The sequence below is a fragment of the Kiritimatiellia bacterium genome (assembly GCA_028715905.1).
In the GTDB taxonomy this organism is placed as follows: Bacteria; Verrucomicrobiota; Kiritimatiellia; order JAAZAB01; family JAAZAB01; genus JAQUQV01.
The window spans coordinates 17,352-41,024 of record JAQUQV010000012.1; the positions used below are offsets into that span (position 1 = coordinate 17,352).

The following is a 23,673-nucleotide window of genomic DNA, read 5'->3' on the forward strand; positions in this document are numbered from 1 at the left end:
TTCAGAAAAACAGAAGGCCATTCAATGAGCGAAATGTTACAATAAAATAATCAGCGTTACCACATCTTTCTTTCTCATCGGTTTTCCGGAAAGCCTGTTTTTCCAGAGGAACATGATAACAAACATAATCAGGGTTAAAAACGATACGCTGATAAATACCTGCACCACCTGCCTAAGCGAATCGTGAAAGAGAACGATCCCGCCGATAAAAACGGCGGCGCAAGCAGCCAGCGGAAACACGCACGCCAGGCGGTGCTGGGCCAGTTCAAAATTCATCAGAATAAACACCAGCCCGAGCGGTGCCATTGCCCAGCAGACCAGCCGCACGAGAGAGAGCATCTCCGGGGACGGCGCAAAGTCGCGGTAAAGGATTAAAAGCGGGATTTGCGGGAAAAAAGTGCAGAAGAAAACCGCTCCGCCAATAATCAGGCCCGCCAGCGCCAGCGCCCTGAAGAGTGTCCCTTGCTGTTCTCCGTTCAGGCCGCCGCGCGAGACCACTTTCGGGAACATGGCACCGGCAATGGGTTGCACCAGGAAAACAAGCGTGCGGGCGATTGTGGATGCGCGCGCATAATTTCCATAGTCTTCCGGGTCGGTAAAATAACGTTTTACCAGGACAACGTCCATGTTCATCAGCACCGCGAAACTGAATAATGCCGCTGCGGACGCCCAGAAATATCTGTCGGTCTTTTCGTTTGAACCGTCGGTTGGCGCGGCGATTGGCATTTGCCGGCGGTAAAAAAAATAAATGAGCGCGGTGCCGCACAAGGCGCCGGCGGCATGCGCCGCCAGGCCGGAAACAGCTCGGGGAGTTACCGCGAGAACCAGCGCCGCTCCCAGCAATAAGCGCGTGAATGCGCTTGCCAGACCGGGGAAACCCAGCAAAACAAACTTTTGCATGCTCTGCAGAACGCCCCCGAAGACCGGCGCCAGGACGGAGAGAAAGAGGGCCGCTCCGACCAGCAGGAGCGGCCAGGGGCTTGCTAAATGAAAGAATGAAGCCAGAGGATGGCGCAGGATAACCAGCAGGGCCATGAGCGGAACGCTGACCAGCAGAATACGGTTCAGCCATTGGCGCGTAAGCGCATGAACGTTGCCGATTCTGTTTTCCCGGATGAGGTTGCCGGCGAAATGCGCCAGCGTGTTGGAAACAGCGGTCATAGGCGTGGCAACCACCATCAACAATCCCAGCATTGAGCAAAGAACTCCGTATTCCGCCACGGAAAGGTTCCAGCCCATGACCATCTGGAAAAATATATTGGCGGCGCTGGCGGCGTGCGTGAAAAAGAAAACAATCAGGCTGTGCCGGAAGAGTTTGTCGGAATCAAAATCCAGCCAGGAAGCAAAAAATGCAGAGCTGTTTTTTTCAGATTTCACGTCAAATAAATGGTAATAATCAGGTATTCAGGAGACGGCATTCAGAATAAAACACAGGCGAACCGCGAACCATGCCTCCCTTATGAATCGCGCATCCCGGCGGTTAATTGCTCCCATTTTTTGCGGCCGTCCGTGGCCGGCAGGTATTGCTTGTCAATGGCCGCGTTTTCAAAGCCTGGAAGGCGGCCGTGTTTGCGCAGGTGGTGCAGGGGGGTGCCCTCAATTTCGGCGGCGCCTGAAATCTGCTTGGAATCAAGCGGCAATGATTCGGCGAAAAAAACAGTTTCCTTCATCTGTTCCCCGGTTTCTCCGGGCAGTCCGATGGTGAACGTGCCGTGCACGGTCAATCCCAGTTTTTTCAGGTGGAGAACTACTTCGCGCGCTTTTTTCAGGTCCAGATGTTTATTGACGATTTTGTCAACCACTTCCTGGTTGCCGCTTTCAAATCCCAATTTGACGCCGTAACAGCCGGCTTTTTTCATTTCTTCCCACACGCCCATTTCTATCGTATCGGTCCGGCACATCGCGCTCCAGGGCAGCCCGATGCGTTTCATCATGGCGCAGATTTCAAGCGTATGGCGCGCGCCGAGGTTGAAGGTATCGTCGTCAAAATAAATTGAGCGGAAGCCGAAGCGCGCGGTTCTTGCGCGGATATAAGGCTCAAGGTGGGCCGGGGTGTAATAGCGAACCAGGCGTTTTCCCTTTCCATCGGGGTCGCAGCCGGTCATGGTGGCGGGCCAGACGCAAAAAATGCATTTAAAGGGGCATCCCCGGCTGGCCCAGACCTGCAAATTGGGCAGTTTGATGCCGCGTGGATTGCGGTCGTAATAAGACCGAATCACGTTTTCGTCGCACATTGGCGCCGGGGCGGCATTCATTTCCTCGTCGGTCAGGAAGTCATAATCTATGACGCCGGTCTGGCCCCGGGCGGCTTTTACCGAATTTTTGTCGTATTCGCCCCGGATACAGGCGGTTACAGGGCAGGCGGCGATGATTTCCTCCGCCTTTTCCGCGGCAATCGGCCCGCAAATCACTATTTTTAATCGGGGTTGCCGGCGGTGCAGTTCCGTGATCAGTTTCCGGTCGTGTTCCCAGCTTGGCGTAGCGGTTTCAATAAAGATATAATCAAAGCGCTGCTGGTCTATAAAATCAAAATAGCGGCGGCAGGATTCGCGCCGGGCGATGCTGTCGCGCAGGACAACTTCGGCGCCGGTCTCTCGCTGCAGGAAGGAGGCGGCATACCCCATGAAGAGCGGCAGCGGAAGATATTCAAACGGCATGCGCCATCCCGGAAAGCTGAAAGTGGGATAGGTAAAAGGCCAGCGCGAGCCGGCCCGCACTCCGGCCAGCCGCATGGGGATAAAACCGTATTTGAACTGATTCCCGGTCCACCAGGGAGGATTGGAAAATAAGACTTTCAACTTAAATCGCGCCTTGTTTGATTTCTTCGCGCACCCAGGGAATCACTTCGTCAAGAATGTCGTTCAGAGATGTTTTTGCTTCAAACCCGAGAATGCGGCGCGCTTTGTCCACATCCGGCACGCGTCTCTGCACATCGTGTTCAAAAGGCTTGTCAGAAAAATAACGGAACGGCTTGGCCGGATTGATTTTCTTCCAGATAAGTTCCGCCAGCTCAATGACGGTTGTTGACTGCGCCGTTGAAAGATTAAAATCGTTGTTGACGGCCTCGGGATGCTCTATGGCCAGCCGGATGCCGCGGGCCAGGTCGGCGCCGTAGGTGTAATGCCGGATCTGGCGCCCGTCGCCGAGGATATGGAGCGGATCCTGGCCCTTGATTGTTTTCTGGACCAGGTCCGGAATGACATGGCTCATTGCCAGGCGGATATTACCCGAAAGCACCTCGCGGTCGGTCAGGGCTCTTTTTTCTCCGATCCCGGCGCAGTTAAACGGGCGGATAACGGTGTAGGGCAGACGGTATTGCTGCCAGGCGCCTCGGGCGAAGTATTCGCAGGCCAGTTTCTGGAATCCGTAGGTGCTTTTGGGAGGCGGCGCCCGCAGTTCCGCGCCTTCCGGGGTCGGAAAAACCGCGGTGGATTCAAAAACCATGCTGGAACTCAGAACGATGATTTTTTTCAGCTTGTGGTTGCGGAAGGCGTGGATGGCGGCGTCAAAAGTGGCGGCCATAATGCGCTCGTTTTCGGCCAGAAGGTCATAGGCAAACTCATGGAAGTAAGTGATGCCGCCGATCATGGCGGCGCCGGCCAGCAGGTGGTCGCAGTCTTTGAGGAGCTCCTTGAGAAGAGACGCGTTTTTGGCGTCGCCTTCCGTGAAGTGATAGGCGGGATTGGCGTCGTATGATTTTTTCAAGGGGCCGTATTTGGAATAATTGTCAAGTCCGGCGACCTGCCACCCATTGCGGAGCAGTTCTTCCACAACGTAGCCGCCGATGAATCCGGCTGAACCGGTAACCAGAATTTTTCCCTTCATGATGAACGTCCTTTTTTTGTTTTCCGGCCCGTTTTTTTCAGGCCGGGTAAAATGGCAACTTGCGTTTTTTTTATGAATCCCCAGATGTCCACGACGGGCTTGTTTGTTTTCAGACGGGCGTATTCCGCGTGCGGCGTGCAGAGAATCAGGGCGTCCGCGCGCGTTACAAGGCATGACAACGGGACGCCTCCCGCAACATAGGGGTCGTGAAAAATGACGCTGGCCCCTTGGAATTCCAGGGTCTTTTTGACACGGAAACTGAGCGATTCGCGCGTGTCGTCATTGCCGGCCTTGAAAGACATGCCGAGCAGTCCGATCGTTTTGTTTTTCAGCCCGCCCAGCAGTTCGCCGGCCCTTTTCACGGCGAACATTGCCAATCCCTCGTTGACTAGCATGGCGGAATGCCCGAGATAAAACTGGTGTTCAAAATAGCTGGCCAGCTGCATGGTGTCCTTGAAAAGACAGGGGCCGGCGGTGAATCCGGGCGATTTGTATCCGCGCGCGCGCGGATACTCATGCCGCATGGCCTCAAAAATTTTATGAAAATCCACCCCGTTGCTTTCGGCGATGATATAAAACTGGTTGGCGATGGCGAACTCCAGGTAACGCCAGGCGTTGGTCATCAGTTTGGCCAGCTCGGCTTCCAAAGGCGCGAGCCGTATGATTGCCGGCGCAATGCGCGCAAATAATTTGCAGGCGGCCCGGAAACTCTTTTCGTCAAAGGCCGAGACGATTTGCGGCAGGGAGCTGATTTCCTCAAGGGCCGCGCCCTGGGCAACCCGCTCCGGGCAGAAGGCCAGCTTGATTTTTATCCGTTCCCGCGCCAGGCGCCGGCGCAAATAATCCATGGTGCCCGGGAAGAGGGTGGAACGCATGATGACCAGAGATCCCGGCCGGAAATATTCCTTATAAATGTCAAAAACTTTCAGAACGTCATCCAGCTTGGGATTAAGGTGTTCATCCACGGGGGTGCCGGTAACGATAATATACGCGTCGGCGCCCCGGCCGGCCGCCGGATCGCTGACGGCTCTCATTCCTCCGGCCAGCGCGGCGCGCAGTTCTTTTTCCCCGCCTTTTTCAAGAAACGGGAAACGGCCGCGGTTGACCATTTCAACGGCCTGGCGGTTGATGTCCAGCAGCAATACGCCGGCTCCGGCTTGGGCGAACCTGACCCCCAGGGGAAGCCCCACGTGGCCGCATCCGCCGATAATCACCAGTTTTTCGGGTCGCGACATGATGTTTGAAATTTAATGTTTTTGGCCGGTTTTTTCATGATCAAGAATGTGTTGAAACAGCGCCAGGTATTGCGCGGCTATCTTTTCCCATGATCTTTCCTTGACCAGTATTTCGGAATTCCGGCGGATTTCAGCGAACCATTCATCCGGCTTTGCGGCGAACTCCCGCAGGCAACGCGCAATCTCCGGCACGTTTTCCGGCTCAAACAACAGTCCTACCTTATAGTTTTTTACTATGTCTGTAAAGTGATATTGGTCCGAAGCCAGAATGGCCTTGCCCATCTCGCCGGCCTGGCGCAGGTTGCTGCTGATGGTGGAGAACCCGCGCCGATACGGAAAAATGCAGGCGTGCGCGGCGGCAAAATAAAGCTCCATTTCATCCTCCGGGATAAATCGGGAAACAATTCGCAGATTGTCTTTCCACCCGGTATTTTGCAGGCGTTCCAGCGGGCCCCACGACGATTCATAAATTCCGCCGGTTTTGCCGGCAATATATACCAGAAAAGCCGGCGGCACCTCTTCAAGGGCTTTAATGAGCAGGTCGGCGCCCTTCATGACCGTCGCTGTGCCGAAGAGCAGTACCATTCTCTGGCCGGGGGCTATGCCAAGTTTGCGGCGCGCTTCGGGAAGGGAAAACGATGCCATTCTGTTGGTATAGCCTTCGGGAATGATATGAACATTATTTTTGCGCGTCAGCCGCAGGCCTTCGGCATAATGCCGGTTTTCTATGACAATATGCGCCAGACCGGCCAGCCGCCGGGCCGCATAAGCATTGAGAATCCCGCGCAGGCGGCTTCTGGCCCTGGTTATGTTTTTTGCGCCCACTTCAATAAATGCCATGGGGAGAATCACAACCGTCGGTGTGTAGCGGCGGATAAGGCGCAACCACGCAACAAGGGGCAGCAGCACGCATGGTTCGGCGTGGTGCATGCATATAAGGTCAAATTTTTCTTTCCGCGCAATGCGGTAGGCCGCCAGCTTTACAAGGAATGAAACGGCAAGGAAAGTCCACCATATCCCGAAATATTTCCGCATTTTTTCCCATCGCCGCAAGGTGCTTGATGAAGCGCGTTTTTCAAGGCTTATGTAAGGAAAGGGAAGCTGGACATTGGGCAATGGATAAATTTCAGGAAAACCGAGGAGCACGACCTGCGCCCCGGTCTTTTGCAGCGCTTCGGCCCTGTTTTTTGAATTGAGCGGCGCGTCGGCCTGAACGGAAAGCGACGGGCTCGTAAATAATATCTTCATGCCGTGTTTCATCGCTCGCAGTAAATGATAATGCCCGTGCCGGTGAGCGCGGGACATAACGAACCGATGAAATTTATGCATCGGGCCGCCGGCGACCATTTGCCGAACTGGTATTCAAAACGGGTCGGCCTCCAACCGCCCCGTTGCAGCAGGTTTGCGGCAGTCCGGCGGGTAAATGAATACAAATGTTGAACGCCAGACCGGCATTCAATCCTGCGCGCAAACCAGGAAAGCGCGTTGGGGAGCGAGATGATAAGTCTTGGCGCCGGAATCCAGCGCAGCACTTCCGTCGGATGATCAAGGTGTTCCAGAACGTCAAAAGCCGTTGCGATGTCATAGGTTCCCGCAAGAGCCGGGAGGGGAAGCGCGTTCAAGTCAAGCAATATATCCGGCTGGCCGAATGCGTCCACGGTGGTTCGCGAGCGGCATTGACCCCACGCGCGTTTTAATTCCCTTTCGTACGGATTGTCGCCGCCATATCCCGCCCCGCCGATATCAAGCACGCGCAGGTTATACAATTCACGGGCGATGATCTCGGATTTTGACCGCATGTTCTCCTTTCTTAATTTCTGCGAACGGATGCGGCTCCGGCCGGATGAATCCGGTTCCGTGCCGGCGGTGGATCGTGTTGATCGGCGCCGGTCTTCGCGCGCGGTCCGCGCCGGAAGACGCCGTGGGAATATTCGTCCCGGTCCAGGTCATTCGTTGCCTGCGCCTGCTCCAGCCATAACTGCCACCACGCGAGCAATTCCTCCCGCGTCATGTTCCGCAGGTCTAAATCTTCTTCGCTTAAAAAATGATCGGCGCGGGGTGAAATCATGACGTTTGCATTGGCAAATGGGTTTCGGCTTCCTGCGCGACGATACGATGGGCTTTCCGCAACGGCAAAGGTTGAATTTGTTCCGCTAATTTCGGCCAGCGCTTCATCCACAATCCGGAAGCCGCTTCATATCTGGAGAGCCGCTCTTCATTAAGATGAATTAACTCGCGCCGTTCTGCGTCAAGCGCCGCTTCCAGCCGTGCGCGTCCTTCCTTAACCGCCTGAAGCGCCGGGCGTTCGCCGGCCAGCCGGTCAAACAATGCGGGATGACGCTCTTTCAGACGCATCAAATCCAAGGCGCTGCGGGAATAGCGGATTTGATCCGCCGGATCCCGCATCCGCCGGGCAAGTTCTCCGATAATCACGTAATCTTTTTCACGGTCCGTTTGTTTCATGCGGGCCAGTTGCGAGAGGTTGACAAAGGGAGGATGGCTTGCGGATTGTTCTTCCCAGAGCGCTTTCAGTTCCAGTTCATTTAAACGCGGAGGACGCGTGAAAAAATCAGTCCGCACCCTTATAGCGCCGCAAGGAAATTCAAAATGCGCGCTCCAGCCCTGCGCGAGCCAGCGCGTATCCAACGGGGCGCCGAAGCGGTAATGGGCGCCATGTTGTTCCAGCACTTCCAGAATATGGCCGAGGCATTCCTGGTCCTCGCGTAGAATCCAGTCCCCGTCCTTGCTCATAATGGCCACCTGATGAAGAACCGCGGCCTGCCCCGAACAGATAATCGCCCTGAGTCCGCCGGCGTTAAACTCATCCGTGAGCTGGAGGTAAATATTCAAGCGCAGTCTCCAACCGTGTATGTCGGGGCAATCGGGCCGTTATAAGGCATTTTGGGCTGGAACTGCATGTTGAGCATAGGTGATAATTTTCTTTAAGAATTATATCCGGATAAAGCTCCATAGCAAGGCAAATTATTCTGAATTTATGATGCGGATTACGGCGTCTCAAACGTGGTCCGGAGCACTGCTTTCTCGTTTTTGTTTTTCCATTCGCCCGCGGGCCCGATCCCCTTCGCCTTTGACTGCATCTCCACAAACGGGTGCGGCTCCAGCCAGATATAAGGATCCATCGGCGGCCCCTTGCTTTCCTCAATGCCGCCGATTGTTTCCCAGCCGGAGTCGTCATAATCCGGGGCGGACCAGTTGCCTTTCGGGGCGTAGGCGGATTTCCAGCGCGGCGAGGTGCAAATGTCTCCGGTGTGCGTGCGCAGGCAGGCCTGGGCCCACGAGGGATATTCGCGGTGCACCGTTTGCAGGGCGAGCGCGTGTTTCCCCGGCGGAAGCTGCAAGCCGAAAAACCGCATCCGTTCCGGCGCGCCCGTCTCGCCGACGAAGCGGCCGTCCAGGTAAACGCCGGTCCGCATGTTGCAATAAACGCCGAGGATGACGTTGGACGGGTTGCTGTTGTTCATCACGGAGACCGGCGCGAAGGGGTCGTCTGGCGGCGCGCGGCGGGCTTGAAGTTCACATCCAACATGCCGCGGAAATCTTTATCCTGTGTCCATAACACAGCTTTGCACTGCCGGGCTGTTGCCAGAATCAAACTGTCAGCCATGGCGATTTTATGTTTGATGCTGATCAGGGCCGCGGAGAGAGCGATTGATTCGGTAATTTCTTCAACCCGGCCTTTTTTCATTTGCGCAACGGCCTGTAATGCCCGGTCCTCGTCTGCGACCGTATTGACTTTTTTGAAGACCTCGTAGAGCGAAACCACCGAAACCAGCAATGTGTCGGTTGCTTCAATAGGCGCGGCAAAATATTGCGCGTTCGGGCCTTCAAAAAAGTATTCAAGCCATGCGGACGTGTCCACCAGATTCATTCGCGGTCTGCCTTTTCGCGTCTGAAACTCCGGTCATATTTACGAAGAAATCCGCGCGTGTTCTTTATGGGCCGCAATGTAACCATCTCAATCCGATCGTCAAATCCGATGACCTGCATCTGTTCGCCCGGGCTGATGCGCAGGCGCTCTCTTACCGGGCGCGGGATTACCACCTGATACTTGGGCGATACTGTTACAGTATCCATATCGTTCTCCTTTTTGTAAAACAATTATCACAACGATACGGTTTGGTCAATGCCGATTTTCAATTATTATGTCTCTGGCTTGAATTGAGCGGCGTCTCAAACGTGGTCCGGAGCACGGCTTTCTCGTTTTTGTTTTTCCATTCGCCCGCGGGCCCGATCCCCTTCGCCTTTGACTGCATCTCCACAAACGGGTGCGGCTCCAGCCAGATGTAGGGATCCATCGGCGGCCCCTTGCTTTCCTCAATGCCGCCGATTGTTTCCCAGCCGGAGTCGTCATAACCCGGGGCGGACCAGTTGCCTTTCGGGGCGTAGGCGGATTTCCAGCGCGGCGAGGTGCAAATGTCTCCGGCGTGCGTGCGCAGGCAGGCCTGGGCCCACGAGGGATATTCGCGGTGCACCGTTTGCAGGGCGAGCGCATGTTTTCCCGGCGGAAGCTGCAAGCCGAAAAACCGCATCCGTTCCGGCGCGCCCGCCTCGCCGACGAAGCGGCCGTCCAGGTAAACGCCGGTCCGCATGTTGCAATAAACGCCGAGGATGACGTTGGACGGGCTGCTGTTGTGCCACAATATCATTTCCGCCATCCGCCGCGCCATCTCGTTCGTTTCCGCGGCGCGGAATTTTTCGTATTGCCCGCGCGCCGCGGCAAATCCTTTCTCCCTTTCTTCATAACCGATCCGTCGCAGGCGCAGCACGGAAGCGAAGGGATAATCCGGGTGTTTTTCCAGGAAGGCGTCAATGTGGTCAACCGCGCCGTTGAAATCGCCCAGCCGCTCAAAATCGTTCAGCGCCATCATCACGGAAACCGGCGCGAACGGATCATCCGGCGGCGCCCGCGGTATGTTCGCGGAAATATCGGAATCGGCCCGGGCCGGCGCCGATAAATAATAAAAAGAAACGCTCTCCATGTATCCGCGGCTGGCGTGGCCGGGGCCGCGCTCAAATTCAAACGCGGCCGACCTTGCAAATTCAACCGGGTCGGTCTGGTGGACGCGGTATTGAATGGTTGTGAAAAAGGCTTTCAGCGGCAGACCGTAAAACGGGCGGATCAGGGCATTGCCGTAATACCAGCCCGCATTGAAGTAATCCTCCAGTCCCGTGCCGTGCCAGCCCGGGAACGGCTCGTTGTCAACCCGGATTGTTTCGTCGCCTTCCAGAATCCACCAGCTTTGATCCAGGCTGGTTACCGCCAGGATGCAGCCCGCAACTTTTCCGCGTCCCTGCGTTTTGAGGATACGATGGGGTTTCCCGGCGTTCTGCGGGAAGCTTCTTGTCCAGCCAGAATGAAAATAGCCCCAGGCGTTGGTCCAAACCGGCATTTTTTCCAGCGCGCAGGACGCCTGGAACGAGAGCGGGATGTCCATCTCATTCCGGATTTCAATCCGCGCCGAATCGGCAAACGGCATCGGAAAACGGGAGTAAAATGTTTGATTGCTGGCGCCGAAATAAGCGCTTTGGAACCTCCGCATCTGCCAGAAGCTGCCGAAAAAATTGCCGAGCGGAACTTCCACGCTCGGGGCTTCGTTTTTGTCCCAATACATGCGCAGGACTGTTTTGAACATTATTTCGTTGCGTTTCAGAACATTGGTAATTGCGTTCGCGTCCGGTGTCAGGCGCAGTTCCCGGATTACGGCCGGCCCGGACAGGCGAATAATGTTGACTGACTGCCCGGCCGGGATGGTAACCGCGTTTGTCTCCGCGCGCAGGTTTTGCGGCAGAAGGGGGTCTTGCGGCAGTTGTTTAAGCGCCGTTCCGGCCTGGATTAACGCGTTGCTCTCCGCCGGCGAGAGAATTTTCGGAAAACTTTCAACCCGTGTGTGTTTCGGAAGGGGACAATAATTGATCTGGAAGAATATCTTTGGGTCTCCGTTCGGCTTGTAACCGCCTTCTTTGGTCGTAATCACCAGTCGTTTCCGGTAGGGCAGGGGCGCAAAAGAATACCAGCAGAAAGGTTCATAGGCCGCCAGCGGAGGCTGAAAAGGCGCTTTCCCGCCGCAAAATTCTTCCAAGGTGGCGTCAATCCGCGGCGTTCTTTCATTGTCAAAATAAAAACGCAGCGGATATTTGCCGTTTTCGGCGCCGGTGAACCAGAAACGCGAGACATAACCCGGGCCTTTTAAATCCGCCATGACCGCCCAACCGTCCTTTTCTTTCCGCAGAAAATTGTTGTAGTCGGTGTTTCCGCCGGAACGGTCAAACGAGGTTGTTATCTGTGTGCCGGGTGAATCCAGCCGGGCCGGGCGGCCGAGATCGCAGATTTCGCGCGCCAGAGAGGTCAAATTCACCTGCGGGGCGGCGTGTTTTTCCGGGGCGCACCCCTGGATGAAAAGCAAGAGCGCCGAAAGTAACGCTCCCGGAATGAAAATCAATTTCATTTTGAGGCTCATGGATTAAATCGTTCCGCCGAGACGCATGGCGGTTTTGTAAAACTTTTATCACTCAGGGCTAAATTCAACATAAGAATTTCAATTTTGCCGCAAAAAAAGCGTGAAATTAAGGTAGGAGCCGGCCCCCCTGTCCGGCGATGCATGTTTTGTCGCCCGGAATCGCCGCATAGGGATGCGGATCGCCCGGAATCGCCGCATAGGGATGCGGCTCCTACATCGATCAAATACACTTACCGCCTAATTCAAACCGTGTTTACCTTATTCCGGCAAATGTTCGTTGTCAATGCGGGATTCCAAAACCCGTTTGACATGTCTTCCGCATGCTGGCATATTGGGACAGGAATGCCGGACGCAAAGGATGGAATGGGAATGGAAAAAAAAACGGAGCCCGTGCCCGCTGGAAACGCAACGCCTTTATGGGTGAAGTGTTTTCTTGGCTGTGTTTTCGCCGCCGCGCTTGTCATGGCCCTGCGCGCCCTTGGAATCATGACGGATTTCAATGCGCTGGCCTACCGCCTGTCCGCGGCCGGCTGGGACCATTTCGCCGCGGTTATTCTCCGGAACAAGGTCGCCGCGCTCTGGCATGCCGCCTTCATGACCGTCTGCGCCGCTCTTTTCATCTGGTTGTTCTGCGCGCGCCGCATCCGGAACAAATATGCTCTGCATGCGGCGCTCTGGCTCCTGGTAACAATCGTTGCGGTGGACGCGTTTTACCTCTCGCGCCATTACGTAAAAACCATGCCGTTGAAGGCATTTGAGGAAAACGACGTTATCCGCCTGCTCAAAACTCTGCCGGAAAACAGGACGGCATGCGTCACTCAGGATGGTTTTTACAACCTCTGGCTCACTTATTTATTTCCCTATCACGGCGTTAAAACTATAAACGTCACCCAAATGCCCCGGATGTCGGACGATTACAAAAGATTTTTTGAAGCTGTCGGCCGTAATCCCCTGCGCTTGTGGCGGCTTTCGGCGGTCGGGTTCGTGCTGGCGCCGGCGCAATTCTGGGGACAGGTTCAGAACGACCCGGCTATGAAGGACATTTTTGAACTTGTCTACGCTTATAATGTCCGGCCGCTTCCCGCCGGCCGGCAGCGCGGCCAGGCATCGGCAGGGGTGGAAGTGGTGCCGGCCACGGCCGAACAGCCGGGTCAGCACGTGGTTATGCGTTTTAAGGAGCCGGCCCCGCGCTTTGCGCTGATCGGCTGCTGGGAGATTGTTGCCGACGCCGAAGCCTTGCGCCGGATCGGCTTGGAAAAACATCAGCTTTCCCGGAAGGTAATGATCGCCCCCGAATGCGTTTCCGGACTGCCGGATGCTTCCGGGGCCGGCGAGGATGGGCAAGCGCAGATGCTGGAATACCGGCCGGGGAGGATAAAGCTGAAAACCTCGTCCGTAACCCCGGCCATCCTGCGCGTATCCGAGAAATATGATCCTGATTGGCGCGTCCGAATTGACGGCAAAGAAGGAAAAATTCTGCGCGCCGATTTTATTTTCCAGGGCGTTTATGTGGAGCCCGGCGTGCACGAAGTGCTTCTTGAATATGCGCCGCCAAAATGGCCGCTTTGCGTTCAAGGGCTTGGGTTGCTGGCGTTTGCCGCGGCGGTTTGCGTTTTGATCCTGCGCCGCAAAAGATGGTTTTCAGTCCTGCCATAGCACGGCGGCGGTGGAAAATAATGAATAACATGCCAATCCTTTCGGTCGTCATTCCCACCATCGGTCGTCCGCATGTTTTGCGGGCCGTGGAATCGCTTCTGGCCGCGGAATGGGCGTCCACGCCGGAAATCATCGTCGTTGGCGCGGTCCCCGATCAGTTTGTAGCGGAGCGGCTGAAAGACCTGCTCAATCGCAACCCGCACGTGATTCATCTGCCGGTTTCATTCGCGCGCGGCGATTCCAGCGAAAAGAAAAACGCCGGCTGGAAGGCCGCCCATGCCGGAATCATCGCCTTTCTGGATGATGACGTGGCGGTTGGCAAGAACTGGCCGGCCGCGGTCCTGGAGCCTTTTGCGGATGAGGCGGTCGGCTTGCTGAGCGGTCCGGGGCTCGTCCCGGACGATATTCCGCTCGTGGCACGGCTCGCGGGCTGGACGCTCGCTTCGCGCGCGGCCGGCTATGTGCAGGAGCGTTATCAGAAGGGCGGGATTGCCCCGCGGCCGGCGAAATGGTCGCGCTTGATCGGGTGCAACATGGCTTTTCGCCGCAAGGTGCTGGAAGAAATCGGGGGGTTTGACGCAAATTTCTGGCCCGGCGAAGAAATGCTCGCGGCCCATATCGCAACCGCGCGGAAGGGATGGCGCCTCGTTTTTCAGCCGCAGGCCATGCTTTATCATTATCCGCGCGCGTCTTACGGGGGGTTCCTTAAACAGATGTTCGGCTATGGCGCGACGCGCATCCGGCTCATCCGCGCCGGCGCGGAGATTGAGCCGGCGACCCTGGCGCCGATGTTCCTGCTTGTCTCCCTGGCTATCCTGGCGATTGGCGCCTTTTTTTCAAAAATATTTCTGGCGGCGCTGGTTGTTTGCGCGGCGTTTTATCTCTTTTTCGCGGCCGGCTGCGCTTTTCTTAAATGGCGCGATGAGCGCGATTTCAGGGCGCTCCTGATTTTTTTCATGGTCCCGGGCATGCATCTCTGTTACGGCCTGGCCGGGTGGATTGAGCTTTTTTTCCCCAACCGCGATTTGAGCGTAAAGCCCGTTGCGCGCGGTTGAAATCCGCGCGCTTAAAATCCGGCCAAATCTGTCTTTACGGTCTTTTTTCTGCGAGATAAGCTGCCATGTTTTCCAGCCCCTCCGGCGTGCCCATGTCCAGCAGGGGCGGGTTGGTTTGAAAAACAAAGATTTTTCCGCCGGCGGCCAGCCGCGGGAAAATTTCATTTTCAATGGATGTGTTTTTGCCGGCGCCGATAACCGAGAAAACAGCCGGGTCCATCAGGTATACGCCGGCGTTGATCCAGCCGGCTTGCCTGCTTTTTTTTTCTTCAAACCTGATGATTTTCCCGTTGCCGTCAAACAGGACGGCGCCGTATCTTCCGGAATCTTCAATGGCGGTGACGGCGATGGTTGCCAGGGCGCCGGATTGACAATGCGCTTTTTCCATCCCGCCGAAATCAAGTTCCGGCAGGAGGCTGTCGCCGTTCAGGACCCAGAAGGGGGTTTTTCCGGCGGCGGGAAGCGCATGTTTGATTGCCCCGCCGGTTCCGAGCGGCGCCGGTTCAATTAAAACTTTCAGGCGCTTGTGAAAAGGCTGCTGTCCGGCCCAGGTTTCAATCATTTCGCCGAGCCGGCCGGCTGCCAGCAGCGCGCAGGAAATATTATTGCGGAAAAGCCATTCGGTTTGCCATGCCAGGAAAGGCCGGCCGGCCACGGGGACGAGCGCTTTCGGCAGGTCCGGGAAAAGGGCTCGCAAACGCGTGCCCTGTCCTCCGAGCAAAATTATTGCTTTATCGGCTTGCATAACTGCAGGAGCGGTTCAACGGTTTGGCGGGTTACGGCCCGCATGTCAAATAGTTGGCGGACAACGTCCGCCGCCTTCTTTCCGAAATCGCGTCTTAAATCCGGATTATTGGCGAGCGTCAGGAATTTTTTCTTGAATTCCGGCATGTTTTCGGGTTCAAACAGGAAGCCGTTTTCGCCGTCCCGAATCACTTCCTCAATACTGCGCAGTTTTGCCGCCAGCACGGGCAGGGCGCAGGCCATGTTGTGAATGAGCGTGCCTGTCATGGCAAAATGGTCGGTCGCCAGCCCGGTGCGCATTGCCAGGCCGATATCGCCGGCGTTGAGGGCGCAATTCACGTCCTCCGGCTTCGGCAGCCAGCCGGTAAAGACCACGATTTTTTCCAGCATTTTTTCCCTGACCATCCGCCGTAACCGGGGCATTTCCGGGCCGTCGCCGACCAGCAGGAAGCGCAGGCGCGGACATTTTTCCAGCAGGTCCGGCAAAACCCCGATAATGCGGTCGTTGCCCTTGTTTGGATGAAGAATGCCGTGGTGGACGAGGATGATTTCATCCGCGGCAAATCCGAACTTGCGCCGGCATTCGGTTTTGTCGGCGGGATGATAGAGCGCGGTGTCGCACGGGTCGTAGACCGGACGGATGATTTCCGGCGGAACGCCGGAGCCGGCCAGGAAGTTGCGCGTGGTTTTTGCGCGCGTGAAGATGAGGGGCAGTTTGCGCCAGGCGGCCATGTCCAGCCTGTTGACGGCCCGGCAGAACGGCCGGAGATACGGTCTTTTCATGGCGTAGATATCCAGGAAAAAATCGGTGATTGTTACGGCCACGTTCGGGCCGAAGAAGATTTTTGCCAGAACGGCGCTCAGGGGGAGCGTCTCGTCAATATAAACCGCGTCAATTTTTTTCAGCCGGCAGTGCAGCGCGATCAGCGGCATGAACAGGAGCCAGAACACGGTTTTAATTATTTTGTCGGTGGTGTTTGCGCGGTCAACGGCGACCGGCAGGATGTGCAGCCGGGCGTTTTTCCGGATTTGCTCCGGGACCGGCTTGGAACTTTTCAGGCCGTAATAATGAACCGTGCAATCGCGCGCAAGCGCCTCAATTATCCCGGGTAAACAGTGGAAAAGCTCGGCGTGTTCGGCCGGCCCGTAACGGAACCAGAAGGCGATTTGCGGGCTGGCGGCGGGATTCGTCATGAGTTTTTAAAAATAATGCGGCTGCCTTCCCGGCTGAATTCAAACGGCACTTCCATCAGATTTGCCAGTTGCGCGCGCACCGCCGGCTGTTTTTCCGGGGGGACGAAGAGCAGGATAAAGCCGCCGCCGCCCGCGCCGAGCAGTTTGCCGCCCAGCGCGCCGGCGCTTTGCGCCGCTTCATAGGCCTGGTCAACAACGGAATTGCTGATGCCGTTTGCCAGGCCTTTTTTCAAGGCCCAGGCTTCGTTGAGCATTTTTCCGAATTCAAGCATGTCTTTTCCTCGTTCCAGGATTGTCTGCCCCCGTTCCGCCATGGCGGCCAGGCGTTCCAGCGCGGGCACGTTCAGCTCCGCGCGTTTCTTCTGGTCACGCAGAATCTCTCCCGAAGTCCGTTCCATGCCCATGAAGAAAAGCTGGAGATATTTTTTGAAAGCGGCCAGCCGGCGCGGATTCAGGCGGATTCGCCGCGGACGCACATCTTTGCCGTTATAATCAATGCGCAGTAATCCGCCGTATGCGGCGGCGTACTGGTCCTGATGTCCGCCGGGGTCTCCGACCCGCCCGCGTTCTATCAAAACAGCCTCCCGGGCCAGTTGTCCGGCCGCGGCTTTTTCGCCGCGGATGGCATGCAGGGCGTTCAGAAGGCCGACCGTGAAGGAAGAAGACGTGCCGAGACCTGTGCGGCCGGGCAAATCCGAGACGTGCGCGATTTCAAGGCCGTGGACGGTCGGTAAATGGCGCAGGCATTCGCGGATGAGGGGGTGCTGGAATTCGGCCGGTTCCTGGACCGTTTCGGTCATGGCGTAACTGGCGCGGAACTTAAATTTAAAAAAGGGCGAAAGATAATGCAGGGAAATATAGCAGTATTTGTCAATGGTGGTGGAAAGGGTGCATCCCCGGCGGTTTTTATAAAACTCCGGGAAATCGGAGCCGCCCCCGAAAAAACTTATTCTGAATGGCGTTCTGGAAATTATCATAATTATCGGGCGGCCGTTTGCGGGTTGAGTTTTATCGCCCCGGACAAGACGCTCTTGATAAATTCTTCAACGGTCCGGCGGGTGGCCGGGATGGCCGCGATTGTTTTGATTTTTGAGATGTTGACCTCGTAATGCTCGGGGGGATTGCCGCAGGGCGCGCCGGCAAGGGGGGTTCCCGGCAGAAGGGCGGCGATTTCCTTCAGGCTGACGGTGCCTTCGCCGGCCAGGTTGAAAATTGACTTGTGATGGCCGGATTCAATCAGGCTGAAAACAATCGCGGCCATGGCGGCGACGTCAAGGTATTGATAGCGCGAGTCAGGGTGCACGCGGATTGTTTGTTTCATTAACATGTCGTAAATGGAGTTCTTTTTCAGGCCGGGTCCGACGAACCCGCCCAGCCTCATGATCAGCCATGATCCGGCCTGGCGGCGGACAATCTGTTCGGCCAGAAGTTTATGGAATCCGTAACAGCTGATTTTTTCAGGCATGGCGGCTGATTTCTCGTGGTTGCAGGCCGGGTTGCTCTTGTCGGCATAAACGTCCACGGAGGAAAGATAAACGTACGTTTTTGCCCGGATATCGCGCAGGGAAAAGGCGACCGAGCGGACCGACAGATCAAAATCCAGGCCGGCATCCTTGTCGGCCAGGTACTTTTTGGAATTGCCGTCGGCGTTTATCAGCACGTCGCAGGTCGTTCCAACCAGTTGCGGATATTCCTTGCGTCCGGCCGGGATGGTATCCCAACCGCGTTTTTGCGCTTCGGCGCAAAGCGCCGAGCCGAGAAATCCGTGTCCGCCGAGAATGATTGTTTTCATGAAAGAATCAAAATTTAAGGCAAGAAAAGTTTTTGGGATTTTTCACGGCAAACCATGGATTACAATCAGAGCCGCGCCGTTCCTTTTGACCGGTTTTCCAGAAACCAGGCAACGGTCCGGCGCAGGCCCTCCGCCAGCGGGGTGGGGCATTGCAGGCCGAGCTGATGGAGACGGGCGGGAGAAAATATTTTATCAGCCTGGCCGTCCGGCTGGGATGAATCCCACCGGATTTCGCCCGGATAACCCGCGGTTGTTTTGACAATTTCCGCGAGTTCGCGGATGGAAGTGCGCGTTCCCGTGGAAATGTTTATCGGGTCGCTTGTGTCATAATTGACCAGGAACCAGGGAATCAGGGCGGCCACGTCGGCGGCATAGACGAAATCGCGGACGGGTTTGCCCGTGCCGGCGGCGGCGATGAAGGGGGAACCGTTTTCCTTTGCCTCAACGCATTTGCGGATTAAAGCGGGGATGACGTGCGCCCGCGTCAGGTTGAAATTGTCCCACTCGCCGTAGACGTTGCCGGGGATCAGCGTGATTGAATTGAATCCGTGCTGCTGCCGGTAGGCCCACGACTGGACCAGCAGCATTTTTTTTGCCATTGAGTAGCCGGCGCTCTCGGGCTGGGGAAAGCCGTTCCACATCTGGTCCTCGCCGATCGGGGAAACGGCCGCGGCCGGGTAGGAACAGCCGCCCATCAATGCCAGGAATTTTTTCACGCCCGCGCGGAAAGCGGCGTGGAACACGTGCGTGTTCATGACGACATTCTCAAAATAATAATCGGCCTGCTGCCGGCGGTTGTCCATGATGCCGCCTGATTTGGCCGCCAGGTGCACGACGCAATCCGGGCGGAGGTCCGCCATCATTTTTTCCGGCGCCCCGGGAGAAAGCAGGTCGTAATCGCTCCTTCCCGGGGTAAAAATCTCCGTGGCAAAACCGTTCTGCAGAACGGGGACGATGTGATGCCCCAGGAAACCGTCCGCGCCGGTTACGAGGATGCGGTGAAATTCTGGCTTCTGACTTCTGACTTCTGACTTCATCAGATGTTACTGAACTGTGTTCTCCGGATTATCCGGTAACCCTTGATGAGTTCCCCGATGCCCCGCGGCAGGGAAACCAGGGGCTTGTAGCCGGTTTTTTCAATTTTATCGTTGCTGACAATATAATTCCGCTGGTCGGGGTCTTTGCCGACTTTGGCCTCAAGAAAGGTGAAGCCGGGAATTTGCCGGCGGATTTCCTCGCAGAGTTCCTGCTTGGAAAGATTGGCGTCGCTCAGTCCCACGTTAAAGGCATTGTTTTGCATTGTCGTGAAGTTGGCGAGGGCATGCGAGAACGCGCGGGCGATATCGCGGACATGGATGTAATTGCGCTTGAAGTGGGCTTCAAAGAGAACGATGAAACGGTCGGTTGCGGCCCGGTAGGTGAAATCGTTCACCAGCAGGTCAAGACGCATGCGCGGGCTGAGTCCGAAGGCGGTCGCCAGGCGCAGAGAAATGCCGTGTCCGGAGTCCAGGATTGCCTTTTCGGCTTCAACTTTCAGCCGGCCGTAAAGGCTGATGGGATTGAGGGGGGATTCTTCCGTGCAGAACGCGCCCGAGCGCCCCACGCCGTAACCGCTGTTGGTGGTCGGCATGACGATCTCCTGTCGGGGGCTGGCGATATCCAGCAGCATCTTGATCGCATCAAGATTCACGGCGCGGGCCTCGTCGGGTTTTGCGTCGCAGGCCGGCGCTCCGACCAGGCAGGCCAGGGGAATAATGCAGTCGCAACCGGCAGCCAGCTTGCGCACGAGAGTTTTGTCGCGCGCGTCGCCGCGCACCACTTCCAGCCGTTCCTCAAAACACCAGTCAAGCAGGGAGGTCTGGTTATACATGAAATTATCAAGCGCAACGACTGCGTAACCTTCGCGCAGGAGATGCGGCACCAGGATGGAGCCGATGTAACCGGCTGCGCCGGTTACCAGTATTTTTTTTGTTGTCTTTTGTTCGTGCATGGAGAATATTGGTAGTATGAAACGGTTGCTTTGTCAATAACAAGATCAGGGGATTAATCTGTCGGGGTAAATGAAAGGAAATTATGATGATCAGAGTGAAAATAGTCGGGGCCGGCGGTTACGGCGGCGCCGGAATTGTTGAGCTGTTGCTGGGGCATAAACAGGCCGAGATCGCCTGCCTGGCCGATATCAACGACGTGGGCGCGCCCATCAGCCGGCTCTATCCCCATCTGGCCGGGTTCTGCGATTTGCCGATAACGGCCGTCTCGGACGCCAAGACGGCGGCGCCGGTTGACGTTGTCTTTTTTGCCACGCCGGACGGGGTCGGGATGAAAGCGGCCGCGGCCGAACTGGAGCGGGGCGCGAAGATTATTGATTACAGCGGCGATTTCCGTTTTAACACGCCGGAAGCTTACGCCGATTACGCCGGAAGAATCGGGCGCGACCCCGTCCATGCTTCCGCCCATCTCCTGCCGGAGGCGGTCTATGGGTTGGCCGAATTATACCGGGATAAATTGAACGGGAAAACGCGGGTTGTCGGCAATCCGGGTTGTTTTGCCGTCAGTTGCATTCTGGGGCTGGCCCCGGTTGTCAAACGGCGGATCGCGCGGCTGGAAAGCATTATCTGCGATTGTAAAACGGGCGTTTCGGGCGCCGGCAAGAAACCGAGCGCCGCTTTTCATTATCCCGCCCGTTATGATCACATGAACGTCTATAAACTTGCCGGGCACCAGCACGTCTGCGAAATTGAACGGGAGCTTTCCCTGCTCGCAAAGCAGGGCGTGAAAATCACTTTCACGGCCCAGGTCGTGCCGGTCTGCCGGGGCATCATGTCCACCCTTTACGCTGAATTGAACAACCCCTGCGATCGCAAAGGGCTTGTTGATCTTTACCGGGATTTTTACAAGGACAGTTTCTTTGTCCAGATTTATGACCGTGATTCCGGCATCGGCAGTTCCCACGCGCGCGGCACGAATTTCTGCAAACTGATTGTTGACCTGGATGAAAGGACCAACCGCGTCAGAATCATCTCCCATATAGACAACCTGCTGAAAGGCCAGGCCGGGTCCGCCCTGCAGAACATGAATCTGCTCTTTGGGCTGGCGGAAAACGAGGGCTTGTGCCAGCCGCCTAAATATCCATGACAAAAAAAGAAGTCGGAAGCCGGCAGTCAGGATACAGCATGAAGAATGCGGAGCGTATCTCGTGACGCATCGCGTTTCACGGGGTAAGAACGGCGCTTTGCGCAAGTTCCATCTGGTCGGCGCGGGCGGGGTGGGGATGAGCGCGCTCGCGCAATTACTGCTGGCCGCGGGTTGCCGCGTTTCAGGATCGGACCGCTATCATGACCAGGGGCGCGACCTGCCGCTTATCAAGAAGCTGCAATCGCTGGGTCTGGCCTTGACGGCCCAGGACGGCCGCGCGGTCAGCCGTGATTTGACCGCGGTCGTATTCAGTGCGGCCGTGGAAGACGATAACCCCGACCTCCTGGCCGCGCGCGCTCTTTCCATTCCGGTGATGCATCGCGCCGAACTGCTGGCCGCGCTGGCGCGCGGTAAAAAATGCATCGCGGTTACGGGCACGGCCGGCAAGTCAACCGTCGCCGGCATGATCGGCTGGACGCTTGCCGAGCTGGGATTGGATCCGACCGTGGTCAACGGCGCCGCCGTCTTGAACTGGGTGAGCGGGCAAAGCCCCGGAAATTTCCGCGGCGGGAATTCGGATATCTGGGTGCTGGAATTGGACGAAAGCGACCGTTCCCTTCTGCATTTTCACCCGGACTGGGCCGTCATCACGAATGTTTCCAAGGATCATTTTGAGCTGGATGAAGTCAGGGCGCTGTTTGCTGCATTCGCAAAGCAGGTGAAAAACCCGATTATCGGTTATGATCCCTTAACGTATAGGAATTTTCCGCCACAGGCGGATCCGCCTGCGGAGGACAATTTTGTAGGGTCTCCGCTTGTCGGAGACCGTTCCGAAGACCTGCCCATTGCTACGCGAAGCATTGCAGGCGGGTGGGCGCGCGCAAGCGCGGCCCCTACATTTATGGGCATCGTGAAGCCGGCAATTGATTTTCAGCCCGAGATTACGGAGCGCGGCGTGGCGTTCCAATACCGGAACGTTAAATTCCAGTTATCTTTGCTTGGAAAACATAATGCCGAGAATGCCCTGCATTGCGTCATGCTGTGTGAAAAGCTCGGCCTTGATTTAAGAAATGTCAGCCGCGCTCTTGAAAAATTCGCCGGCATTGAGCGGCGGCTGGAGGTGGCCGGCCGGAGCGGGGGTGTTGCCGTGATTGATGATTACGCCCACAATCCGGCCAAGATAGCCGCGGCCTGGCGGGCGGTGGAGCCGCTGGCCGGCAGAATAACCGCGGTCTGGCGTCCGCACGGGTACGGACCGCTGGCGCTCATGCGCCGGGAACTGGCGGATGTATTTTCAAAACTTCTCCGGCCGGGCGACCGCCTCATTATCATGGGCGTTTATTTCGCGGGCGGAACGGCCCGCAAGGAAGTTACCGCGGCTATGCTGGTTGAGGACCTGGCGCGGAACGGGGTGGCGGCCGGCTATGCCGAAAATTATGAAGAGCTGCTTCCGGTTTTGCTGGAATCGGCATCGGCCGGCGGCGCGGTTTTATTCATGGGCGCCCGGGACCCGGATTTACCGGTTTTCGTCCGCGGTTTCGTCCTCAAGCTCAACGATTTCATCATGCACCGTGCGGCCGGCCCCGGCGGTATACCCCAGAAAGATAAAGCCGCCAATCAGGCTGATAATGACGGCGGTGAAATAAACCATGAGTGAAAGCGGCAGGGCCTGGGAAGCGCTCACGTTCATGGCGCCCAGCATGGTGACGGCCAGCCCCTCTCTGATTCCCAGTCCGCCCGGTGTGATCGGCAGGGCCGCGATGGACATGATCAGGGGAATGACGGTGATGTAATCAATAAGCGTGATGTTGATTTGCAGGCTTTTTCCGAGGCAGTAGCATTGCAGAATGATCAGAAAATGAATTGCAAACGAGAGCAAGGCCGTTTTTAACAGGATTTTTGTGCGCCGGCGGTAAAGATAAATTGAAATAAGGAGGCGGCGGACCAGCGGCCCCAGCGTGGGATGATGCGCAACAAACCTGAAAACCGGCCAGTTTTTGAATATCCTGATGTTGAAAATAATCAGCATGGCTGCGATGGTCATGAAAATCATCCCCACCAGGATCAGCGCCGGCAGGTGCGTTGACCAGTGTTGTCTGAAAAAGTTGAAGCGCGCAAGCAGCATAACGCCGGCGATAAGATCAAGCGCCGCCAGCCCGACCATCCGGTCAATCACCACCGTCGCCACGGCCTCGGTCTTTTTGTGGTGGGTTTCCTTGGCCGCGTAGTAAGCCCGCGCCAGGTCGCCGCCGGTTGAGCCGAACATGAAGGAATTGAAAAACTGGCCGATGAATGAAACGCAGAAGACGCGCGACCACGCCATGCGCAGTCCCTGGGCGTTCAGGATTATTTTCCAGCGCCCGATGCCGATCCAGACGCAGACCGCGTAACACAGCGTGCCCAGTGCCAGCCATGGCCATTGCAGGAGGCATTCGCGCAGAATGGAGAGCATCTCCTTCAGGTTGATTTTGAACAGGAGGAAAAGGATGATGCCCAGGCCGAGTCCGAGCCGCAGCAGCCCGCCGGATAATTTTCTGATCGTTTTTTTCATTCCAAAA

General features: G+C 56.5%; 22 protein-coding genes and 1 pseudogene. 4 read left to right on the plus strand and 19 right to left on the minus strand.

Annotated features, from left to right (window positions below; all coding sequences use genetic code 11):
* Positions 1-36: 36 nt before the first annotated feature.
* The 12 genes from PHP98_04055 to PHP98_04110 all read right to left on the minus strand — a co-directional run bounded on the left by PHP98_04055 (position 37) and on the right by PHP98_04110 (position 11,539).
* Entirely contained in the window at positions 37-1,377 is a 1,341-nt protein-coding gene (locus tag PHP98_04055) for a hypothetical protein (protein ID MDD5482807.1), read from the minus strand.
* An 80-nt stretch (positions 1,378-1,457) separates the two neighbouring features.
* Positions 1,458-2,798, minus strand: coding sequence for a B12-binding domain-containing radical SAM protein (locus PHP98_04060; protein ID MDD5482808.1), 1,341 nt, complete (start codon positions 2,796-2,798; stop codon positions 1,458-1,460).
* Position 2,799: 1 nt separating this feature from the next.
* Entirely contained in the window at positions 2,800-3,825 is a 1,026-nt protein-coding gene (locus tag PHP98_04065; protein MDD5482809.1) for an NAD(P)-dependent oxidoreductase, read from the minus strand.
* Entirely contained in the window at positions 3,822-5,060 is a 1,239-nt protein-coding gene (locus PHP98_04070; GenBank protein MDD5482810.1) for a nucleotide sugar dehydrogenase, read from the minus strand. Before PHP98_04070 ends, PHP98_04065 begins: the two co-directional genes overlap by 4 nt.
* Before the next feature lie 12 nt (positions 5,061-5,072).
* On the minus strand, positions 5,073-6,308 hold the full coding sequence (locus PHP98_04075; GenBank protein MDD5482811.1) for a glycosyltransferase family 4 protein: 1,236 nt from the start codon (positions 6,306-6,308) through the stop codon (positions 5,073-5,075).
* A gap of 8 nt (positions 6,309-6,316) precedes the next feature.
* Positions 6,317-6,859 carry a hypothetical protein gene (locus PHP98_04080; protein ID MDD5482812.1) on the minus strand — a complete coding sequence of 181 codons (543 nt, stop codon included), beginning with the start codon at positions 6,857-6,859 and terminating at the stop codon, positions 6,317-6,319.
* Positions 6,860-6,870: 11 nt separating this feature from the next.
* Positions 6,871-7,128 (minus strand): hypothetical protein, encoded by a 258-nt coding sequence (locus PHP98_04085; protein ID MDD5482813.1) that lies wholly within the window; start codon positions 7,126-7,128, stop codon positions 6,871-6,873.
* Positions 7,125-7,910 carry a hypothetical protein gene (locus PHP98_04090; GenBank protein MDD5482814.1) on the minus strand — a complete coding sequence of 262 codons (786 nt, stop codon included), beginning with the start codon at positions 7,908-7,910 and terminating at the stop codon, positions 7,125-7,127. Before PHP98_04090 ends, PHP98_04085 begins: the two co-directional genes overlap by 4 nt.
* 155 nt (positions 7,911-8,065) lie before the next feature.
* Positions 8,066-8,542 carry a hypothetical protein gene (locus PHP98_04095; GenBank protein ID MDD5482815.1) on the minus strand — a complete coding sequence of 159 codons (477 nt, stop codon included), beginning with the start codon at positions 8,540-8,542 and terminating at the stop codon, positions 8,066-8,068.
* Positions 8,542-8,949, minus strand: a complete 408-nt coding sequence (locus tag PHP98_04100; protein MDD5482816.1) for a type II toxin-antitoxin system VapC family toxin — start codon at positions 8,947-8,949, stop codon at positions 8,542-8,544. The genes PHP98_04095 and PHP98_04100 overlap by 1 nt, the downstream gene beginning before the upstream one ends.
* Positions 8,946-9,155 carry an AbrB/MazE/SpoVT family DNA-binding domain-containing protein gene (locus tag PHP98_04105; protein MDD5482817.1) on the minus strand — a complete coding sequence of 70 codons (210 nt, stop codon included), beginning with the start codon at positions 9,153-9,155 and terminating at the stop codon, positions 8,946-8,948. Before PHP98_04105 ends, PHP98_04100 begins: the two co-directional genes overlap by 4 nt.
* Positions 9,156-9,214: 59 nt before the next feature.
* The gene (locus tag PHP98_04110; protein MDD5482818.1) at positions 9,215-11,539 is read right to left on the minus strand and encodes a DUF2961 domain-containing protein; all 2,325 of its coding nucleotides are present in this window, start codon (positions 11,537-11,539) and stop codon (positions 9,215-9,217) included.
* 369 nt (positions 11,540-11,908) lie between these two features.
* Here PHP98_04110 and PHP98_04115 point away from each other — a divergent pair, with 369 nt between their 5' ends.
* Together PHP98_04115 and PHP98_04120 are read left to right on the plus strand one after the other, a co-directional pair.
* Positions 11,909-13,195 (plus strand): hypothetical protein, encoded by a 1,287-nt coding sequence (locus PHP98_04115; protein ID MDD5482819.1) that lies wholly within the window; start codon positions 11,909-11,911, stop codon positions 13,193-13,195.
* A gap of 20 nt (positions 13,196-13,215) precedes the next feature.
* Complete coding sequence (locus tag PHP98_04120; GenBank protein MDD5482820.1) at positions 13,216-14,250, plus strand: glycosyltransferase; 1,035 nt, start codon at positions 13,216-13,218, stop codon at positions 14,248-14,250.
* A gap of 34 nt (positions 14,251-14,284) precedes the next feature.
* Here the strand turns inward: PHP98_04120 and PHP98_04125 are convergent, their stop codons facing one another.
* From PHP98_04125 to PHP98_04150, 6 genes are all read right to left on the minus strand, one after another.
* Positions 14,285-14,995, minus strand: a complete 711-nt coding sequence (locus PHP98_04125) for a nucleotidyltransferase family protein (GenBank protein MDD5482821.1) — start codon at positions 14,993-14,995, stop codon at positions 14,285-14,287.
* Positions 14,974-16,188 (minus strand): glycosyltransferase, encoded by a 1,215-nt coding sequence (locus PHP98_04130; GenBank protein ID MDD5482822.1) that lies wholly within the window; start codon positions 16,186-16,188, stop codon positions 14,974-14,976. The genes PHP98_04125 and PHP98_04130 overlap by 22 nt, the downstream gene beginning before the upstream one ends.
* A complete protein-coding gene (locus PHP98_04135) occupies positions 16,185-17,165 on the minus strand; it encodes a kinase (GenBank protein ID MDD5482823.1) in 981 nt (326 codons plus the stop codon). The genes PHP98_04130 and PHP98_04135 overlap by 4 nt, the downstream gene beginning before the upstream one ends.
* A gap of 2 nt (positions 17,166-17,167) precedes the next feature.
* Positions 17,168-17,980: an NAD-dependent epimerase/dehydratase family protein gene (locus PHP98_04140; protein ID MDD5482824.1), complete on the minus strand. Its 813-nt coding sequence runs from the start codon at positions 17,978-17,980 to the stop codon at positions 17,168-17,170.
* A 65-nt stretch (positions 17,981-18,045) separates the two neighbouring features.
* Positions 18,046-19,017 carry a GDP-L-fucose synthase gene (locus tag PHP98_04145; GenBank protein MDD5482825.1) on the minus strand — a complete coding sequence of 324 codons (972 nt, stop codon included), beginning with the start codon at positions 19,015-19,017 and terminating at the stop codon, positions 18,046-18,048.
* Complete coding sequence (locus PHP98_04150; GenBank protein MDD5482826.1) at positions 19,017-19,970, minus strand: NAD(P)-dependent oxidoreductase; 954 nt, start codon at positions 19,968-19,970, stop codon at positions 19,017-19,019. Before PHP98_04150 ends, PHP98_04145 begins: the two co-directional genes overlap by 1 nt.
* A gap of 83 nt (positions 19,971-20,053) precedes the next feature.
* On the opposite strand from PHP98_04150, the gene argC reads away from it, so the two are divergent.
* Positions 20,054-21,115, plus strand: coding sequence for an N-acetyl-gamma-glutamyl-phosphate reductase (argC, locus tag PHP98_04155; protein ID MDD5482827.1), 1,062 nt, complete (start codon positions 20,054-20,056; stop codon positions 21,113-21,115).
* A 61-nt stretch (positions 21,116-21,176) separates the two neighbouring features.
* A pseudogene (locus PHP98_04160) lies at positions 21,177-22,460 on the plus strand (Mur ligase domain-containing protein).
* A 171-nt stretch (positions 22,461-22,631) separates the two neighbouring features.
* On the opposite strand, the gene PHP98_04165 reads toward PHP98_04160, so the two are convergent.
* Positions 22,632-23,666 carry a lysylphosphatidylglycerol synthase transmembrane domain-containing protein gene (locus PHP98_04165; GenBank protein ID MDD5482828.1) on the minus strand — a complete coding sequence of 345 codons (1,035 nt, stop codon included), beginning with the start codon at positions 23,664-23,666 and terminating at the stop codon, positions 22,632-22,634.
* Positions 23,667-23,673 lie beyond the last annotated feature (7 nt).

Excerpts from the sequence above, each read along its gene's own strand:
- PHP98_04065 (MDD5482809.1), bottom strand. The coding sequence starts at position 3,825 with ATGAAGGGAAAAATTCTGGTTACCGGTTCAGCCGGATTCATCGGCGGC.
- PHP98_04070 (MDD5482810.1), bottom strand. The coding sequence starts at position 5,060 with ATGTCGCGACCCGAAAAACTGGTGATTATCGGCGGATGCGGCCACGTG.
- PHP98_04075 (MDD5482811.1), bottom strand. The coding sequence starts at position 6,308 with ATGAAGATATTATTTACGAGCCCGTCGCTTTCCGTTCAGGCCGACGCG.
- PHP98_04080 (MDD5482812.1), bottom strand. The coding sequence starts at position 6,859 with ATGCGGTCAAAATCCGAGATCATCGCCCGTGAATTGTATAACCTGCGC.
- PHP98_04085 (MDD5482813.1), bottom strand. The coding sequence starts at position 7,128 with ATGATTTCACCCCGCGCCGATCATTTTTTAAGCGAAGAAGATTTAGAC.
- PHP98_04095 (MDD5482815.1), bottom strand. The coding sequence starts at position 8,542 with ATGAACAACAGCAACCCGTCCAACGTCATCCTCGGCGTTTATTGCAAC.
- PHP98_04100 (MDD5482816.1), bottom strand. The coding sequence starts at position 8,949 with ATGAATCTGGTGGACACGTCCGCATGGCTTGAATACTTTTTTGAAGGC.
- PHP98_04105 (MDD5482817.1), bottom strand. The coding sequence starts at position 9,155 with ATGGATACTGTAACAGTATCGCCCAAGTATCAGGTGGTAATCCCGCGC.
- PHP98_04110 (MDD5482818.1), bottom strand. The coding sequence starts at position 11,539 with ATGAGCCTCAAAATGAAATTGATTTTCATTCCGGGAGCGTTACTTTCG.
- PHP98_04115 (MDD5482819.1), top strand. The coding sequence starts at position 11,909 with ATGGAAAAAAAAACGGAGCCCGTGCCCGCTGGAAACGCAACGCCTTTA.
- PHP98_04120 (MDD5482820.1), top strand. The coding sequence starts at position 13,216 with ATGAATAACATGCCAATCCTTTCGGTCGTCATTCCCACCATCGGTCGT.
- PHP98_04125 (MDD5482821.1), bottom strand. The coding sequence starts at position 14,995 with ATGCAAGCCGATAAAGCAATAATTTTGCTCGGAGGACAGGGCACGCGT.
- PHP98_04130 (MDD5482822.1), bottom strand. The coding sequence starts at position 16,188 with ATGACGAATCCCGCCGCCAGCCCGCAAATCGCCTTCTGGTTCCGTTAC.
- PHP98_04135 (MDD5482823.1), bottom strand. The coding sequence starts at position 17,165 with ATGATAATTTCCAGAACGCCATTCAGAATAAGTTTTTTCGGGGGCGGC.
- PHP98_04140 (MDD5482824.1), bottom strand. The coding sequence starts at position 17,980 with ATGAAAACAATCATTCTCGGCGGACACGGATTTCTCGGCTCGGCGCTT.
- PHP98_04145 (MDD5482825.1), bottom strand. The coding sequence starts at position 19,017 with ATGAAGTCAGAAGTCAGAAGTCAGAAGCCAGAATTTCACCGCATCCTC.
- PHP98_04150 (MDD5482826.1), bottom strand. The coding sequence starts at position 19,970 with ATGCACGAACAAAAGACAACAAAAAAAATACTGGTAACCGGCGCAGCC.
- argC (MDD5482827.1), top strand. The coding sequence starts at position 20,054 with ATGATGATCAGAGTGAAAATAGTCGGGGCCGGCGGTTACGGCGGCGCC.
- PHP98_04165 (MDD5482828.1), bottom strand. The coding sequence starts at position 23,666 with ATGAAAAAAACGATCAGAAAATTATCCGGCGGGCTGCTGCGGCTCGGA.